Origin of the sequence: Cupriavidus pauculus (genome assembly GCF_008801835.1) — a bacterium.
In the GTDB taxonomy this organism is placed as follows: Bacteria; Pseudomonadota; Gammaproteobacteria; order Burkholderiales; family Burkholderiaceae; genus Cupriavidus; species Cupriavidus pauculus.
Genome location: NZ_VZOW01000034.1, coordinates 1 through 17,376, shown reverse-complemented (window position 1 = coordinate 17,376; position 17,376 = coordinate 1). Strand labels below are relative to the sequence as shown.

The following is a 17,376-nucleotide window of genomic DNA, read 5'->3' as shown; positions in this document are numbered from 1 at the left end:
GAGATAGGTGTCTCAGTGAAATAGGCGGCATCGGTGCATCGGCGCAGAAGGGCGCGCCAGCAGTCGTGCAGCGCGCTGTCGCCCGCCCCGGGGCGCGTCACTGCACCGAATATCCCTTGCCCGACATGCAGGCTTTCCACGCCTGCCAATAGGTTCCCATCGCCTGATCCTTGCCGGCCTCGGCCTGCGTGTTGACGGCCGCCGCTTGCCGGCGTTCCTGCCGATGCGCCATGCCGCCTGCCACGGTGCCTGTCGCGGCGCCAATGGCCGCGCCCTTGCCCGCATCGCCGCCGATGGCACCGGCGACCGCCCCCATCGCGGCACCCCCCGCTGCACCACGCACCCGTTGGCCGCCATGGGCCTGGGCCGGCGGCGGGGCCTGCGCAAGCATGGCCGGGTCGATGCCCGTCTGCTGTTTCGACCAGCTGTAGCAGGCGCCGTCGTCGCTGGCCTGCTGCTGGGCCGACTGGCCTTTTGCGGGATAGGCGACTGGCTTTGCCGGCATGGTTTGCGCGTGCGCCGTGGCGGCTGCCATGACAGCGCTTGTCAGTGCCAGATACCAGTGCTTACGGATTGTCATCTTCGTTCTCCTGCCGGGCGAGGGCCGGCGTTTTTGCGCAGAACAGTATTGCAGCGGAGAAAACGAAGTCAATTGAATAAGTTCGTGGGCGGTCTTACAGAAATGCCGCTTGCGCTGCGTCGGCCGACGCGACGCAGCGTCGGGACGCCGCTTCAGGCGCCGTGTGGCACGGTGGCGCCGTCGCGGCCGGGAACGAGCCCGAGCTGCTGGTTGGCCGGCACCGCGATATCAATCAGCTTCGGGCGCGGCAAATTGAGATTGCGCATCATCGCGACGAATTCGTCGCGCGTGCGCCCGGCCACGCGGCTGTTGGTAGCGCGCTCGCGGCCGATGGTCGATTCGGTGCGGCCCTTGTAGTCATGCGCGGGATAGACGCGCGTGTCATCGGGGAGGCGAAACAGCTTCTGCGTCAGGCTGTCGAACAGCGTGCCGGCATCGCCCGACTGGAAATCGGTCCGTCCGCAGCCGTCGATCAGCAGCGCATCGCCGGTGAAGATGCGGCGCACCACGCCGTCCGGCGTCGCTTCCTCCCACAGGTAGCTCATGCTGCCCGCGGTATGGCCCGGTGTATGGATCGCGCGCAGCACCTGGTTGCCGAAGGCGAGCGTGTCGCCGTCTATCAGCTGCTTCAGCGCGGGCTTGATGTCGCAGCCCGAGGGCGCCGCGGTGCGCGCGCCGGTCAGTTGGGCAAGGTGGCCGGCAGACGTGATGTGATCGGCGTGCGCATGCGTTTCCACCACCCACGCAAGCCGTGCGCCCGTCTGGTTCAGAACATCGAGGTCGCGCGCGCACTGGCAGTCGACCGGATCGATCAGGATCGCGCCGCGCGTGTCTGCGTCGATCAGCAGATAGGTGAAGGTGGACGACGTTTCGTCGAAAAGCTGATGGAAGGTCTGCATGGCAGTATTTTTATTGGCAAACCGAAGTGCTTCCATCATACGTCGCCGGCGTGCGACGGCAACCGCGTCAGCATTCGACGATGTTGACGGCCAGTCCGCCGCGCGCGGTTTCCTTGTACTTGGTCTTCATGTCGGCGCCGGTTTCGCGCATCGTCTTGATCACGGAATCCAGCGAGACGTAGTGCGTGCCGTCGCCGCGCAGCGCCATGCGCGCCGCGTTCACCGCCTTGACCGAAGCCATCGCGTTGCGTTCGATGCACGGAATCTGCACCAGCCCGCCCACCGGGTCGCAGGTCAGTCCGAGATTGTGTTCCATGCCGATTTCCGCCGCGTTTTCGACCTGTTCGGGCGATCCGCCGAGCACCGCGGCCAGCGCGCCGGCTGCCATCGAGCAGGCCACGCCGACTTCGCCCTGGCATCCCACTTCCGCACCCGAAATCGACGCGTTCAGCTTGTAGAGCAACCCGATCGCGCCGGCCGTCAGCAGAAAATCCACCACGCCCTGCCGGTTTGCGCCGGGCACGAAGCGGTCGTAGTAATGCAGCACTGCGGGGATGATGCCGGCCGCGCCGTTGGTGGGTGCGGTCACCACGCGACCGCCGGCCGCGTTTTCCTCGTTGACGGCCATCGCGTAGAGGTTGACCCAGTCCATCACCGACAGCGGGTCGGACAGCGTGCGCTCGGCGCGCAGGGTCAGGTTGCGATGCAGCTCCGGCGCGCGGCGCTTCACCTTGAACGGGCCGGGCAATTCGCCGTCGGTCCGACAGCCGCGCGCCACGCATTGCTGCATCACGTCCCAGATATGTAGCAGACCGTCCACCACCTCCTGCTCGGAGCGCCAGGTCAGTTCGTTCTCCATCATCAGTTGCGCGATCGATTTGCCGCTGGCGTGCGCCATGTCGAGCATCGCGCGGCCGCTGCGGAACGGATGCGGCAACTGATTTTCGGCGGCCTGCAACTGCGTGTTCGGCGCACCGGCGGTGACGACGAATCCGCCGCCGACCGACAGGTAACGCGCTTCGCGCAAGGCCGTGCCATCGGCATTGCAGGCGTGGAATTTCATGCCGTTGGGATGTTCGGCCATCGCCTCGCGCCGGTAGAACACGATGTGCTCGCGTTCGGCAAAAGGCACCGTATGCTTGCCCAGCAGAGTCAGCAGCTTGGCGGACCGCATGGCGGCCAGTTTTTCGTCGATGGTGTCCGGATCGACGGTGTCTGGCGTTTCGCCCATCAGGCCCAGGATTACGCCCTTGTCGGTGCCGTGGCCCTTGCCGGTGGCACCCAGCGACCCGTACAACTCCACGCGCACGCTGGCCACGTCGGCCAGCAGGCCGTCGCGGTCGAGTCCCTGCGCAAACATCAGCGCCGCGCGCATCGGCCCAACCGTGTGGGAACTCGACGGGCCGATGCCTACCTTGAACAGATCGAAGACGCTGACTGCCACGACGCACTCCAGGAATATGCCGGTGCCTGAGCGCGCTCGAGCGCGCTAGACCGGCGTGTTGTCGATATCGAACTTGTCTGGCTGTCGCCACAATTCGCCCGGGGCCGGATGGTCCGACGCGTTGCGCGAGCCTTCTTTCATCTTGACGCTGATCGTGCCGTCGGTCTCAAGGATGGCGAAATGCACTTCGTCGACGCGCGTGCAGCCGTTGCGGCGCAGCGCCTTGTGCAGTTCCGGCGCACTGATCCGCTCCCGACGCATCACGTCGTCAAGCACCTGCCCCTGATGGATCACGATCTGCGGCCGTCCGGCCACGATCGACTCGATGCGCCGACTACGCCAGGTCACATACCCGAGCGCGGTGTCGGCCAGGAACAGCGTGGCGGCCAGGATCAGTCCGGCCAGCACCGAGTTGTCGCCGGCGTTCATCGCGTTCTGCACGGCGTTCGAAATGATCAGCAGCAAAACCAGATCGAACGGCGTCAACTGCCCGATCTGCCGCTTGCCGGACACCCGCATCAAGACCAGGATCGACGCGTAGACAATCAGGCCGCGTAGCACGAACTCCCACCAGGGAGCACTCAGATTCCACATGAAAGAGACCTCCGCTCAAGCGGCGCGCCGCACGCCGGCGGCCGCAACTTGAGCATAGCCCGTCGGCGACGTCCGCGTGTATAGGACGTCGCCTGACGCAGCCGCGGCCTCACGCGTCGGCGTACTCGCTCATCGGCACGCAGGAGCAGAACAGATTGCGGTCACCGTAGACGTTGTCGGCACGGCCCACCGGCGGCCAGTACTTCTGCGTGCGCAGCGAGGCTAGCGGGTAAGCGGCTTCCTCGCGCGTGTACTTGCGATCCCAGTTGTCGGCCACCACCACGGCCGCTGTGTGGGGCGCGTGCTTGAGCGGATTGTCGTCGCGATCGAAGCTGCCGTCTTCCACCCGCGCGATTTCGCCGCGGATGGCGATCATGGCGTCGATGAAGCGGTCGAGTTCGTACAACGATTCGCTCTCGGTCGGCTCGATCATCAGCGTGCCCGGCACCGGGAAGCTCATGGTCGGGGCGTGGAATCCGTAGTCCATCAGGCGCTTGGCCACGTCTTCGTTGCTGATGCCGGTCGACTTCTGCAGCGGGCGCAGGTCCAGGATGCACTCATGTGCGACGAGCCCGTGCTGGCCCGTGTAGAGCACCGGGTAGTGCGGCGACAGGCGCCGCGCGACGTAGTTGGCGGCCAGGATCGCGTTCTCCGTGGCGGCGGTCAGACCAGCCGAGCCCATCATCGCGATGTACATCCAGGAGATCGGCAGGATGCTGGCCGAGCCGAACGGCGCGGCCGATACGCCGCCAATGCCGTTGTCGTCGCGACGATAGCCGACGCTGTCCTGGTTCGGCAGGAAATCGGCCAGATGCGCGCCGACCGCCACCGGACCGACACCCGGACCGCCGCCGCCGTGCGGAATGCAGAACGTCTTGTGCAGGTTCAGGTGCGAGACGTCGCCGCCGAATTGTCCCGGCGCGGCCACGCCGACCATCGCGTTCATGTTTGCGCCGTCGACATAGACCTGGCCGCCGTGCCTGTGCACGATGTCGCAGATCTGCTGCACGCCCTGTTCGAACACGCCATGCGTGGACGGGTACGTGATCATGATCGCGGCGAGGTTCTTGCTGTGCTGCTCGGCCTTGCGGGCGAGGTCTTCGAGATCGACGTTACCGTTCTCGTCGCACGCCACCACCACCACCTTCATGCCGGCCATCTGCGCCGACGCCGGATTGGTGCCGTGGGCCGACGACGGAATCAGGCAGATGTCGCGATGGCTTTCGCCGCGGCTGGCGTGATACGCATGGATGATCAGCAGGCCGGCGTATTCGCCCTGCGAGCCGGCGTTGGGCTGCAGGCTCACCGCGGCATAGCCGGTGGCGGCGCACAGCATGGCTTCCAACTGGTCGATCATTTCGCGATAGCCGACGGTCTGGTCCAGCGGCGCGAACGGATGGATGTTGCTGAACTCGGGCCACGTCACCGGAATCATCTCGCTGGTGGCGTTGAGCTTCATCGTGCAGGAACCCAGCGGAATCATCGTGCGGTCCAGCGCCAGGTCCTTGTCGGCCAGGGAGCGCAGATAGCGCAGCATCTCGTGCTCGGCATGATGCGTGTTGAACACCGGGTGCGTCAGGTATGCGCTCTGGCGCGCCAGCGCGGCCGGGAAGCCATCGGCGACCGAGGCCTCGGTCTTGTCGAAGTCGGGCGTGGGCTTGCCGTGCGCGAAGATTTCCCACAACGCGATGACGTCGTCGCGCGATGCGGTTTCATCTAGCGAGATGCCGATGCGCGTGGCACCCGCGTGGCGCAGGTTGATGCCGCGCGCCGTGGCGGCCGCGTGGAACGCTTCGGTGTTGAAGCCGGTCTCCAGCGTCAGCGTGTCGAAGTAGGTGTCGTTCAGCGGGGCGTAGCCCAGCGTCTTCAGGCCGGCCGCCAGCGTGGCGGTCAGGCGATGCACGCGCTGCGCAATGCGCTTGAGGCCCTGCGGGCCATGGTAGACCGCGTACATCGACGCCATCACGGCCAGCAGGACCTGCGCCGTGCAGATGTTCGACGTGGCCTTCTCGCGGCGGATATGCTGCTCGCGCGTCTGCAGCGCCAGGCGATACGCCTTGTTGCCTTGCGCGTCGATCGTCACGCCCACCAGACGGCCCGGCATCGATCGCTTGAAATCGTCCTTCACGGCCATGTAACCCGCATGCGGACCGCCGAAGCCGAGCGGCACGCCAAAGCGCTGCGAGTTGCCGACGGCGACGTCCGCACCCCATTCGCCGGGCGCGGCGATCAGCGTGAGCGCCAGCAGGTCCGCGGCTGCCACCACCAGGCCGCCCGCGGCGTGCACGGCGTCGGCAATCGCGCGATAGTCGGCCACGTCGCCGTTGACGCCCGGGTATTGCAGCAGCACCCCGAACGCGTTGGCCTGTGCGGCGTCCACGGCGGCGCCAACCTTGACCTCGATGCCCAGCGGCAGCGCGCGTGTGCGGATCACTTCCAGCGTCTGCGGCAGCACGTCGTCCGCCACGTAGAACGTGTTCGACGCATGCTTGTTCACGCGCTGCAGCAGCGTCATGGCTTCCGCGGCCGCGGTGCCTTCGTCCAGCATCGAGGCGTTGGCGATATCGAGGCCGGTCAGGTCCGTGATCATCTGCTGGAAGTTCAGCATCGCTTCCAGGCGGCCCTGCGAGATTTCAGGCTGGTACGGCGTGTACGCGGTGTACCAGGCGGGATTCTCGAAGATGTTGCGCAGCACCACGCCCGGCGTGATCGTGTTGTAGTAGCCCTGGCCGATAAAGCTCTTGAGCACGCGATTCTTGCCGGCCAGGCCGCGCAGCTTGGCCAGCGCGGCTTCCTCGGTCAGCGGGGCGGTGAATTCGCCGAGCGACATGCCGTCGCGGCGGCGGATGGCGGCGGGCACCACGGCGTCGATCAGCGCCTCGCGGCTGTCGTAGCCAAGCACCTTGAGCATGTGTTGCTGTTCGGCGGCGTCCGGGCCGATATGACGGGAAGCGAAGGCGTCGCGCGCCTCCAGTTCGGCCAGCGTGGGCCGTGCACCTTGTGCGGCAGCGTTCATGGGAAGCGGGGCGTTCATGGCAAGAATCTCGTGGGGGGCGCGGCGGCCGGTGGTCGGCCGGACCGCCGCGCGGGGCATCAAACCGTCGGGGCGTCAGGCGCCGACGCTGGCCTTGTAGGCGTCGACGTTCATCAGGCCGTTCACGTCGTCGGCGTTGGCCGGCTTGAGCTTGAACAGCCATGCGTCGAAGGCGTTGGCATTGACCGATTCGGGCGAGGCCGACGCGGCGTCGTTGGTGGCGATGACTTCGCCGGCCACCGGGGCATAGATGTCGGAGGCCGCCTTGACGGACTCGACCACGGCCAGTGCGTCGCCGGCGCCCACCGACTTGCCTACCTCGGGCAGTTCCAGGAAGACGATGTCGCCCAGCGCATCCTGCGCGTGATCGGTAATGCCGATGGTCAGCGTGCCGTCGGCTTCAACGCGCACCCATTCGTGCGACTCGGTGTATTTCAGGTCAGCGGGGAAATTCATGAGGTTCTCCGTCAATGCAGTGTGATTCTTGTTTCCGGCACCCGGCCGCTGCCAAAGGGCTCGCGCAGCGCGGGTGAAAGGGCGACCGTTGGATGTGAAGCGGGGCCGATGCCTCAGCTCACGAGTGCCTTGCCATTGCGCACAAACGGCAGTTTAACCACAGTCGCGGTCAGTTTGCGGTCGCGGATTTCTACTTGTACGTCGGTGCCGGGCGCAACGTCCTTGGGCAGGCTGGCAAAGGCGATCGATTGCTGCAGCGACGGGCTGAAGGTGCCGCTGGTGATTTCCCCGGGGCCGGCCGCGGTGATCACTTTCTGGTGCGCGCGCAGCACGCCGCCCTTGTCGCGCAGGATCAGCCCGGCGAAGGTCTTGCACTGGCCGCTGGCCAGCAGTGCCGATTTGCCGACGAAATCGCGCTCGCTCGCCAGATCGACGGTCCACGCCAGCCCGGCGTCGAGCGGAGAGGTGTGGATATCCATGTCCTGGCCGTACAGGTTCATGCCGGCTTCCAGGCGCAGCGTGTCGCGTGCGCCCAGGCCAGCCGGGCGCACGCCCGCGGCCGACAGCTTTTCCCAGATGCCCGCCACATTCTCCGCGGGCACCACCAGTTCGAAGCCATCCTCGCCGGTGTAACCGGTGCGCGCGATCATCAGTTCGCCCATTTCGGGGTCTTGCACGACCAGCGCGTTGAACGGCTTCAGGGCGTCGGCAGGTTGCGTGGAAGGGAAAGCCTGGTAGACCTTGGCGCGCGCATTCGGGCCCTGCACCGCCACGATGGCGAGCTTGCCGACGCTGGCCGGCGCCACGTCACCGCGTCGCGGTGTGATCGTCACGCGGGCGTCGGTGGCCACGTTGCGCGACTGGATCCACTCGATGTCGCCGATGGCGGTGCTGGCGTTGACGACCAGACGGAAATGGTCTTCGGCGAAGAAGTAGACGATCAGGTCGTCGATCACGCCGCCTTTTTCGTCGAGCATGCACGAATACAGCGCCTTGCCCGGCGTTTGCAGCTTGTCCACATTGTTGGCCAGCAGGCCGCGCAGGAATGTGCGGGTGTTGGCACCGGTCAGGTCGACCACGCACATGTGCGAGACGTCGAACATGCCGGCGTCGGCGCGTACGGCGTTGTGTTCCTCGATCTGCGAACCGTAGTTCACCGGCATGTCCCAGCCGCCGAAGTCGACCATGCGGGCGCCGAGTGCGCGGTGGATGGCATTGAGGGGCGTGGCCTGGAGCGTCATGGATATCCTCGGGGGCGGTTTCGAAAACGAAAAAAGGGTCATCCGCCGCAGCGCTCGGCCGCACAAAAGTGCGAACGATCCGCTGCGGCGGATGACCCCTCTGTCCTCGATACCTGAGAGATTACGAAGCCTTGGCTTCGTGCGCCCCTTCGGTGGACATGCTCACCAGGCGTGACGCCGTGGCGGATGTCGCTCTCCAGAGTGCGGCATGCATTGTGTGCATGTTGCATGCCGATCCGGTCGGTCCATGGTGCCTGAGAGTTTTCGGGTGGTTCCCCTTCGGCGGCGCAGTCGCTGCGCGCTCTCCCGGCCGGATGCGCGAGAATGTACGGGACCGTCCTACCTTTGTCAAACGGCCCCTGACAAAGGAGATGCCGGTCCCGTCCGTGCGCCGCGCAGGGCTATCAGCGGCGGTCCTTGGTCACCACGTTACCCGCCACGCCGCCCACGGCCGCGCCGCCGAGCGTGCCGAGCGCGCTGCCGTCGGTCAGGACCGCGCCGCCCAGCGCACCTGCGCCCGCACCGATCGCGGTGTTGCGCTGCTTGGGCGTCATGTCCGCACAGCCGGCAAAGGTCACAAGCGTTGCGCCGATCAGGGCGACTTTCGAAAGGGTGCGAAGCGTCTTCATGTTGGGCTCCTTCTTTTCATCGAATGCCATCGTTTGCGATGTGTTGAGTGTCCGCCGCGCCGGTCGCGCAACGCGCAAAACCGCGCGGTCGTGACAGGTAAGAGGCAATCTCCATGCCCCAACCGAGCCCGATTTACGATTGTTACCTGCCTGAAACGCCTCCTGTCGGACGCCGCCCGACACCGTAGCAGCGTGTTAACATCCTCGCCTCCGCCGCGCGGTCTTTCGCGCGTGCATCTTTCGTCATCCCGCCTGTTTCGATTTCCCGCCCCATGACCCACGGACTGAACGCCGCGCAATCCGAAGCTGTGCGCTATCTGGATGGCCCCTGCCTTGTGCTGGCGGGCGCCGGCTCGGGCAAGACGCGCGTGATCACGCAGAAAATTGCGCACCTTATCGAGGACAAGGGGTTCGAGCCGCGCCATATCGCCGCCGTCACATTCACCAATAAAGCGGCGAAAGAGATGCAGGAGCGTATCGCGAAGCTCATGGAGGGCAAAACCACGCGGGAAGGTAAGCGCATTCCGCTCAAGCAGCTCACCGTTTGTACGTTTCACTCGCTCGGCGTGCAAATCTTGCGCATGGAAGCCGAGCATGTCGGGTTGAAGCCGCAGTTTTCCATCATGGATTCGGACGACTGTTTCGGCCTGGTGCAGGAGCAGCTTGGCACCACCGACAAGAAGTTGATCCGCCGCGTGCAAAGCACGATTTCGCTGTGGAAGAACGGCATGGTCGATCCCGAAACCGCGCTGGCACAGGCCGCCGATGCCGACGAGCACCAGGCCGCGATGGTGTATCGCAACTACGTGGCGACGCTGCACGCTTACCAGGCGGTTGATTTCGACGACCTGATCCGCCTGCCGGCCGAGTTGTTCGCGCGTGACGAGGCGGTGCGTCTGAAATGGCAGAACCGGCTGCGCTATTTCCTGGTCGACGAATACCAGGACACCAACGCGTGCCAGTATCAGTTGCTCAAGCTGCTGGCCGGCGGATCGCATCTGCGCGCGGCGGCCTTCACGGCCGTGGGCGACGATGACCAGGCCATCTATGGCTGGCGTGGCGCCACGCTCGATAACCTGCGCCTGCTGCAAACCGATTTCCCGGACCTCAAGGTCATCAAGCTCGAACAGAACTACCGTTCCACGGTGCGCATCCTGGAAGCGGCCAACGCGGTGATCGCCAACAATCCGAAACTGTTCGACAAGAAGCTGTGGTCCGAGCACGGCATGGGCGATCCGATCGCCGTGCATCCGATGAACGACGAGGAGCACGAGGCGGAATCGGTGGTGTTTCGCCTGTCGGCGCACAAGTTCGAACGCCGCGCGCAGTTTCGCGACTACGCGATTCTCTATCGCGGCAATCACCAGGCGCGCCTGTTCGAACAGATTTTGCGCCGCGAGCGGATTCCGTATGTGTTGTCGGGCGGCCAGAGTTTCTTCGACAAGGCGGAAATCAAGGACATCTGCGCCTATCTGCGCCTGATTGCCAATCCCGACGACGATCCCGCGTTCATCCGTGCCATCACCACCCCGCGCCGCGGCGTGGGCAACACCACGCTGGAAGCCTTGGGCACGTTTGCGGGGCAGGCCAAGGTGTCGCTGTTCGAAGCGGCGATGATGGGCGGCATCGAGGCCAAGCTGCAGCCGCGCCAGCTGGAACCGCTGCGCGTGTTTTGCGAATCGATGGTGCGGCTGGCCGATCGCGCCGCGCGCGACCCTGCCACCGTGGTGCTCGACGACCTGATGGAAGGCATCCACTACGAGGCGTACCTGTACGACACCTTCGACGAACGCCAGGCGCAATCGCGCTGGACCAACACGCTGGAATTTCTCGACTGGCTCAAGCGCAAGGGCACGCGCCCGGAGCCGGACGGCGAGGGCGAGGCCACCGGTTTCGACAACGCCGATGGCTTTGCCGACGAGGGCAAGAACCTGCTCGAACTGACGCAGACCGTGGCGCTGATGAGCATGCTAGAAGGCCGCGAGGAAGACCCCGACGCGGTGCGGCTGTCGACGCTGCATGCGTCCAAGGGCCTCGAATATCCGCACGTATTTCTGGTTGGCGTGGAGGAGGGCATCCTGCCTCACGCGCGCGAAGACGAAGAGATGGGCGACGACAAGATCGAGGAAGAGCGCCGCCTGATGTACGTCGGTATCACGCGGGCCCAGCGCAGCCTGCAGATCACGTGGTGCAAGAAACGCAAGCGCGCGCGGGAGACCTATTCGTGCGAGCCGTCGCGCTTCATCGCCGAAATGAAGCTCGAAGACGGCCCCGCGCCGCAGGACCAGACGCCGGCGATGAGCCCGAAGGACCGGCTGGCCGGGCTGAAGGCGCTGCTCGGCAAGCCCGCCACGGGCGGCGCCTGATACAAGCCCGACAAGATTCCGGGCATCAAGCTCAATAGGATTGGCGTCGCGCGAAACGTCTCGACGTTTCTTGCGCCACACCGCGCCTACCCTTCGGTGGCGGTGTAGCTGGGCGAGCATGCTGGCCCGGCTTCTTCCCTGTTGAACGCTCCCGGCTGCGGCAGCACCGGGGGCGTTTTTTTCTATGCGTCGCGCGCTCGCGCATGGCGAATACCGCACGTATCAGGATTGATACAAAACCGGCATCGCCTGTAAGAAGCAAGCTGGTAAATTGGCGCTCCTGACAGTGTCCGGCGCCGACCGGCGCTGCCTGGCTTTTCGTCTGGTTTGCCCCCGCGGCCACACCCGCACTGCGCTCTCATCATGGATCTGTCTCCCGCTCTGCCCATCCGCCTCCTGGTTGTCGACGACGATCCCCAGATCCGCACCATGCTGGCCGAATATCTCGCCACGTTCGGCATGGAAGCCGACGGCGCGGACGGCGGCGCCGCCATGCGCACCGCCATGACGCAGCACGATTACGACCTGCTCATCCTGGACCTGTCGCTGCCCGGGGAAAACGGCCTGACGTTGTGCCGCGAGATTCGCGATAGCAGCGACCTCCCGGTGATCATGCTGACCGCGCGCACCGAACTGGCCGACCGCGTGGTCGGTCTCGAAGTCGGTGCCGACGACTATGTGACCAAGCCGTTCGAAATGCGCGAACTGGTGGCGCGCATCCACACCGTGCTGCGGCGCAGCCGGGGCGAGACACGACGTCCGGCGCCGGTGACGGGCGGCCATGAAACGCGCTTTGCGAATTGGCGCCTGAACACCACGCTGCGCCAGTTGGTGGACGCGGAAGACACCGTGGTGCCGCTGTCGAACGCGGAGTTCCGCCTGCTGCTGACCTTTATCGAGCATCCCAATCGCGTGCTCGATCGCGAGATGCTGATCAACAATGCACGCGGGCGCGACCTCGACGTCTTCGACCGCAGCATCGACTTGCTGGTCTCGCGCCTGCGTCAGAAGCTGCGCGACGATCCGCGCGATTCGGCCTTGATCCGCACCGTGCGCGGCGAAGGGTACGTGTTCACCGGCAACGTGGAGCACTGATCCGATGGCCGCCGTCACTCCGCCGTCCGCCGACGCCGACGGCGTCGCGGCCATCAAGCCCGCTTCCGGCAGCGACGCCCGCGTGCCGCGCAGACGCTTCAACTCGATGTTCATGCGGCTGTTCTTCGTCATGGCCGCCATCATGCTCGCCGTTCACATCCTGGGCGTGACCGTGATCGAGAACGTATTTCCGCGCCCTGGATCCGAGCGCTACATGGAACGCATGCGACGCGCCGCATCCGAAGCGCAAGCGGCCGGTTTGCCACGTCCGGCAGCGCCCCCGCCCAATCTGCTCGACCGCATGCTGGGGCGGGCCGGTGGCCCTCCTCCGAGCGGCAACAATGGCGACGGCCCGCCGCGTGCCGATGGCGTGCGCCCGCCGCCGCCGGGCATGTTCGCGCCGCCGCGCGGACAACAGGGGCCGCCACAGGGCTTTCACATTCGCGGCATCTGGCCGCCGCACCTTGGCATGCTGTTTCAGTTGCTGGCGATCCTGATCGCCTCGCTGGTCGGCGCCCGCCTGCTGGCGCGGCCCGTGCAGCAACTGGCCAGCGGCGCCAATCGCCTGGCCCAGGACGTCCACGCGCCGCCGCTCGATGAAGACACCGGCCCCGCGGAAGCGCGCGAGGCGACGCGCGCGCTGAACCTGATGCAGCAACGGATCCGCACCCAGCTGGCGCAGCAGTCGCGCTTCCTGGCCGCCGTCTCGCACGACCTGCGCACGCCGCTGACGCGCATGAGCCTGCGCATCGAGCGCATCGAGGACAACGACGTGCGGTACCGGCTGCGCCAGGACTTGGCCGAGATGAACGGGCTGATCGACGCCACGCTTTACTACCTCCGCGAGCGCGACGACGCCACGGGTCCGCGCCAGCGCGTAGATGTGCTGGCGCTGCTGCAGGCGATCGTCGACGACGCGCAGGAATTGGGACAGGACGTGCGGCTGTCCGGCGAGGCCACGCCGCTGCTCGCGTATCCCGCCGAACTGCGCCGCGCGGTGGTCAATCTCGTCGAGAACGCGCATCGCTACGGCGGCGCCGCGCATATCATCCTGGCCGATAGCCCCGAGCGCGTCGCCATCGATGTGTGCGACAACGGTCCCGGCATTCCGCCGGCCGAACTGCAGCGCGTGCTGGAACCGTTCTATCGCGTGGAATCGTCGCGCAGCCGCGCCACCGGGGGCGTGGGCATGGGCCTGTCGATTGCTGCAGATATCGTCGCGCGTCATGGCGGCGAACTGACATTGACCAATCGCGCCGAAGGCGGTTTGCGCGTCAGCATCACGCTGCCGCGCGGCTGAGCGACGCCGCCGCGCCCGCCGCGCCGACGGATAAACGGATGGCGATGGGTCGATGTGTCGACGAATCGACAGCCCGCGGCCAAGCGATGGCGACGCGTGCCCGGGCCACGCGGCCTTGACCGGGCTCAGGCGCGTTGCGGCAGGCCGCTCTTGCCGATCGGCGCCAGTTGCACGTATTGCGAACCGCGCAGCCCGCGCGTGAAATCGAGCGTGAAATCGCCGACATCGATGCGGGTCTGCAAGACGCGCCGCAATTCCACGACGCCATTGGTCCGCATGCCGGCCGCTGCACGCACCAGCCATGCCGCGCCAATGTAGCCAGCCAGCGTGGCCGGCGACGGCGGTTCGTCGAGATATTGCTTCATGCGCGCCACGTGTTCCTTCACCACGCGCAGCGTCGATTCCTGCGGCCCCGGCGCAATCTGCGTCACCACCATGCCGCCCGCGTAGTGCGCACCAAGAATCTCGCGCGCCGACGCCGGACTGACCGCCGACAATCCCACCAGAAAACCGTACCAGTTCCGTGCCGCCAACGCGCGTCCCAGGCTGCCGTAGGCCAGCGTGTCGCCTGCCACCACCACCGCGCCCGGCCGTGCCGCCGCAATGCGCCGCGCGCAATCGTCGGCGTTGCCGGTCAGGGGCACGGCGCGCGTGGACATTGCCGTTTCCAGCCGCGTCAGCCAGGGCGAGCCCGACGCAAGCGTACCCGCGGCGAAGTCCGGCGACACCGCCAGCGCGATCCCGCTCAAGCCATAGCTGTGCAACTGCCGCACCGCCGCGTCGATTTCGGACTGATAGTCGGCCCGGGTGAACCAGACGTTTTCCGCGGTGAGGGCCAGACCCGATAGCGGCGCGACGATCTGCACGCCGCGTCGCGCCAGTTCGGGCGAAGCGGCCAGCGCGGGCAGCACGGCATCGCCCGGCCCGAACAGGATGTCCGCGCGCTCGGAGTCGGCCAGCGCGGTGGCCTGCGCCACAGCACCGCGCGCATCGGGATCGGCATCGCGAACCACATGCACGATGCGCAGGCCGCCATAGCTTCCCGGCGACGCATTGACTGCATCGAACATCACCTTCGCACCGGCCAGGTAGTCGCGGGCGAGGTCGGCCTGCGAACCGACCCGATCGACCAGGTGACCCACCACCAACTGACGGCGCGCGACCGTCATGGCCGGCTGGGCCAGCGCTTGGGGCAACGCGGCGGCCGAAGCCAGCGCCGCCAGCCCCTGCAGGGCGCGGCGTCGGCCGGCCGATGCGGGCGCGCAAGACGATATCGACTGCGGCAAGGCTGGGCGCATGGCAGCGGACTCTGAAAGTGCGATGGAATCGGGAAATGGTTATGCGGCGGACACAGCGACCACGGCGGATACAGCGGCGCTTGTGCGAGCCGGGCCGAGACTATCGGCGCTTGATGACCGTTCCGTGACTTTCGACAGACTTCGTGCCCCACTTCGGCGGGCTATCCGGCGCAGCGTTGCCCCGGGTTTGACGCGCATCAATGTTGCGCCGCGAGGCAAGGCATAGCATCGATCGCTAATTGCGCCCACGATCTCGAAAATCCACTATGTCCGCCCCCCAATCCGCCTCTCAGCCCGCACTGCGATCCGCGCCTCGATCCTCTTCCCCATCCACGTCGCCGATATCCGATGCCACGGCCTTTGACCGTTGCGCGCTGGCCGATTTTCGCAGCCTCGCCGGTCGCATCGACGGCAACGGGCCGCGTTATACGTCCTACCCTACCGCCGACCGCTTCCACGCCGAAATGGGCGACGCCGGCTACCTGCGGGCGCTGGACTTCTGCCGCGCTAATGCGCCGGCGCCGTTATCGCTATACGTCCACATTCCGTTCTGCGAGAACATTTGCTACTACTGCGGCTGCAACAAGATCATCACCAAGGATCACGGCCGTAGTGCGCAATATGTCGACTATCTGGCGCGGGAAATGGCGATGGTGTCCGACCGGCTGGGCCAGCGCCGCGCCGTCATGCAGTTGCACTGGGGCGGCGGCACGCCGACATTCCTTGACCCGGACGAGATGCGCGGCGTAATGGCGGCGCTGCGCCGGCATTTCGACCTGCTTGCCGACGGCGAACATTCGATCGAAATCGACCCGCGCCGCGTCACCGACGCGCGCATGGATTTATTGTCGGAACTGGGCTTCAACCGCATCAGCCTGGGCGTGCAGGATTTCGATCCCGAGGTACAGGCGGCAATCCATCGTGTGCAGTCCTATGACGAAACGCGCGCCGTGGTCACGGCGGCGCGGCGGCTTGGGTTTCAGTCGATCAGCATGGACCTGATCTACGGCCTGCCGCACCAGACGACCGCGCGTTTCAACGCCACCATCGATCGCGTGCTGACGCTGCGTCCGGATCGGCTGTCGGTCTACAGCTATGCCCATCTGCCGCACGTGTTCAAGCCGCAGCGTCGTATTGACGCCGCCTCGCTGCCGCCCGCGGCCGAGAAGCTCGATATTCTGGTGTCGACGATCGAACGATTGACCGCCGCCGGGTACGTTTACATCGGCATGGACCATTTCGCGCTGCCCGACGACGACCTTGCCATCGCCCAGCGTGAAGGGCGTTTGCAACGCAACTTTCAGGGCTACGCCACGCACGCCGGCTACGACCAGATCGGCCTGGGCGTATCGGCGATCGGCGCTGTGGCCGGGCATTACGTGCAGAACGCGCGCACCACGGACGACTACTACGCCGCGCTCGACGCCAATCGGCTGCCGATCATCCGGGGCTTCGAGATGTCGCCGGACGATCATCTGCGCAAACGCATCATCGGCGCGTTGATGTGCAACGGCGTGCTCGATATTGCGGCCGTGGAGGCAGAGCATCGGATCGATTTCGGCACGACGTTCGCCGCGGAACTGGCCGATCTCGACGCCCTGGCGCAGGACAATCTGGTGCGACGCACGCCCGCGCGCATCGAGATCACATCGCTCGGCCGCCTGCTGGTGCGTCGCGTGGCAATGGTTTTCGATCGTTACCTGCGCGATGACGCAGCGCGCCCGCCGCAGGCCACGGCCGTCGGCGACGCTAAGCCGATTCCGCTGCGCTATTCGCGCGTTGTCTGAGCGGCGTCGGGTAGCGCCGCGCATCCGGCGGAGCGACCGGTCACGTCAGGTGCGCCCGATCGCACGCAGCCAATGGCTGGCGGTGGGTCGAGAGCAGTCGGCGAATGGTTGATGGCGAACCGTCGATGACAGGCGGCCGTGGCCCGGCGCAAAGAAAAAGCCCGCGAACTTCTTCGCGGGCTTTTTGCTGGATCGGTGACCGATATCGGCTGGCCAACCCGGCCACCTGTTCGGCGGCCGATTCGTCGGCTTACTTTGCGGCGTTGGCCATGTAGTCGGCAGCGGCGATCACGTCCGCGTCCGGGCCGGCATAGCCACCCTTGGGCGGCATCACGCCCTTGCCCTTGAGCGCATAGTTGTGCACGGCGTCCATGCCTTCCTTCAGACGCGGCGCCCAGGCCGCCTTGTCGCCGAACTTGGGCGCGCCGGCAACGCCAGCGGCGTGGCAAGCGGCACAAACCTGTTCGTAGACTTTCTTGCCCGTATCGGCCGACGCTGCTGCCGGAGCCGCAGCAGGAGCCGCCGCAGCGGGTGCCGGAGCCGGTGCTGCAGCGGCCACAGGCGCTGCTGGCGCGGCGGCAGCCGCAGCGGCCGCTTCAGGCGCTGCCGGAGCCGAGGCCGCGGCCTGCGTGGCTGCGCCAGCCGCCGGGGCG

Annotated in this window: 14 protein-coding genes and 2 riboswitches; of the genes, 4 read left to right on the top strand and 10 right to left on the bottom strand. The window is 66.3% G+C overall.

What is annotated here, in order from left to right:
* Positions 1-97 precede the first annotated feature (97 nt).
* The 8 genes from F7R19_RS24195 to F7R19_RS24160 all read right to left on the bottom strand — a co-directional run bounded on the left by F7R19_RS24195 (position 98) and on the right by F7R19_RS24160 (position 8,877).
* Positions 98-580 carry a YMGG-like glycine zipper-containing protein gene (locus tag F7R19_RS24195; protein ID WP_061953435.1) on the bottom strand — a complete coding sequence of 161 codons (483 nt, stop codon included), beginning with the start codon at positions 578-580 and terminating at the stop codon, positions 98-100.
* Positions 581-732: 152 nt separating this feature from the next.
* On the bottom strand, positions 733-1,479 hold the full coding sequence (locus tag F7R19_RS24190) for an MBL fold metallo-hydrolase (protein WP_061953437.1): 747 nt from the start codon (positions 1,477-1,479) through the stop codon (positions 733-735).
* A gap of 67 nt (positions 1,480-1,546) precedes the next feature.
* Positions 1,547-2,923, bottom strand: a complete 1,377-nt coding sequence (locus F7R19_RS24185) for an L-serine ammonia-lyase (protein WP_061953439.1) — start codon at positions 2,921-2,923, stop codon at positions 1,547-1,549.
* 45 nt (positions 2,924-2,968) lie between these two features.
* A complete protein-coding gene (locus tag F7R19_RS24180; protein WP_061953441.1) occupies positions 2,969-3,517 on the bottom strand; it encodes a DUF421 domain-containing protein in 549 nt (182 codons plus the stop codon).
* Positions 3,518-3,626: 109 nt separating this feature from the next.
* A complete protein-coding gene (gene gcvP / locus F7R19_RS24175; RefSeq protein ID WP_150982265.1) occupies positions 3,627-6,551 on the bottom strand; it encodes an aminomethyl-transferring glycine dehydrogenase in 2,925 nt (974 codons plus the stop codon).
* 75 nt (positions 6,552-6,626) lie between these two features.
* On the bottom strand, positions 6,627-7,007 hold the full coding sequence (gene gcvH / locus F7R19_RS24170; RefSeq protein ID WP_061953445.1) for a glycine cleavage system protein GcvH: 381 nt from the start codon (positions 7,005-7,007) through the stop codon (positions 6,627-6,629).
* A 113-nt stretch (positions 7,008-7,120) separates the two neighbouring features.
* Positions 7,121-8,248, bottom strand: coding sequence for a glycine cleavage system aminomethyltransferase GcvT (gcvT, locus tag F7R19_RS24165; protein ID WP_150982264.1), 1,128 nt, complete (start codon positions 8,246-8,248; stop codon positions 7,121-7,123).
* A 90-nt stretch (positions 8,249-8,338) separates the two neighbouring features.
* Positions 8,339-8,458: riboswitch (glycine riboswitch) on the bottom strand.
* 21 nt (positions 8,459-8,479) lie between these two features.
* A riboswitch (glycine riboswitch) is annotated at positions 8,480-8,567 on the bottom strand.
* A gap of 85 nt (positions 8,568-8,652) precedes the next feature.
* A complete protein-coding gene (locus F7R19_RS24160; protein WP_150982263.1) occupies positions 8,653-8,877 on the bottom strand; it encodes a glycine zipper 2TM domain-containing protein in 225 nt (74 codons plus the stop codon).
* 272 nt (positions 8,878-9,149) lie between these two features.
* Between F7R19_RS24160 and F7R19_RS24155 the strand changes: the two genes are divergently transcribed.
* The 3 genes from F7R19_RS24155 to F7R19_RS24145 all read left to right on the top strand — a co-directional run bounded on the left by F7R19_RS24155 (position 9,150) and on the right by F7R19_RS24145 (position 13,638).
* Positions 9,150-11,243, top strand: a complete 2,094-nt coding sequence (locus tag F7R19_RS24155) for a UvrD-helicase domain-containing protein (protein ID WP_150982262.1) — start codon at positions 9,150-9,152, stop codon at positions 11,241-11,243.
* A 363-nt stretch (positions 11,244-11,606) separates the two neighbouring features.
* Complete coding sequence (locus F7R19_RS24150) at positions 11,607-12,338, top strand: response regulator (protein WP_061953451.1); 732 nt, start codon at positions 11,607-11,609, stop codon at positions 12,336-12,338.
* A gap of 4 nt (positions 12,339-12,342) precedes the next feature.
* On the top strand, positions 12,343-13,638 hold the full coding sequence (locus tag F7R19_RS24145; RefSeq protein ID WP_150982261.1) for an ATP-binding protein: 1,296 nt from the start codon (positions 12,343-12,345) through the stop codon (positions 13,636-13,638).
* Positions 13,639-13,763: 125 nt separating this feature from the next.
* On the opposite strand, the gene F7R19_RS24140 is transcribed toward F7R19_RS24145, so the two are convergent.
* On the bottom strand, positions 13,764-14,936 hold the full coding sequence (locus F7R19_RS24140; RefSeq protein WP_150982260.1) for an ABC transporter substrate-binding protein: 1,173 nt from the start codon (positions 14,934-14,936) through the stop codon (positions 13,764-13,766).
* 266 nt (positions 14,937-15,202) lie between these two features.
* On the opposite strand from F7R19_RS24140, the gene hemN reads away from it, so the two are divergent.
* Positions 15,203-16,723, top strand: coding sequence for an oxygen-independent coproporphyrinogen III oxidase (hemN, locus tag F7R19_RS24135; RefSeq protein ID WP_150982259.1), 1,521 nt, complete (start codon positions 15,203-15,205; stop codon positions 16,721-16,723).
* A gap of 250 nt (positions 16,724-16,973) precedes the next feature.
* Here hemN and F7R19_RS24130 read toward each other — a convergent pair.
* On the bottom strand, positions 16,974-17,376 hold a 403-nt coding region (locus F7R19_RS24130; RefSeq protein WP_150982258.1), incomplete at its 5' end, for a c-type cytochrome.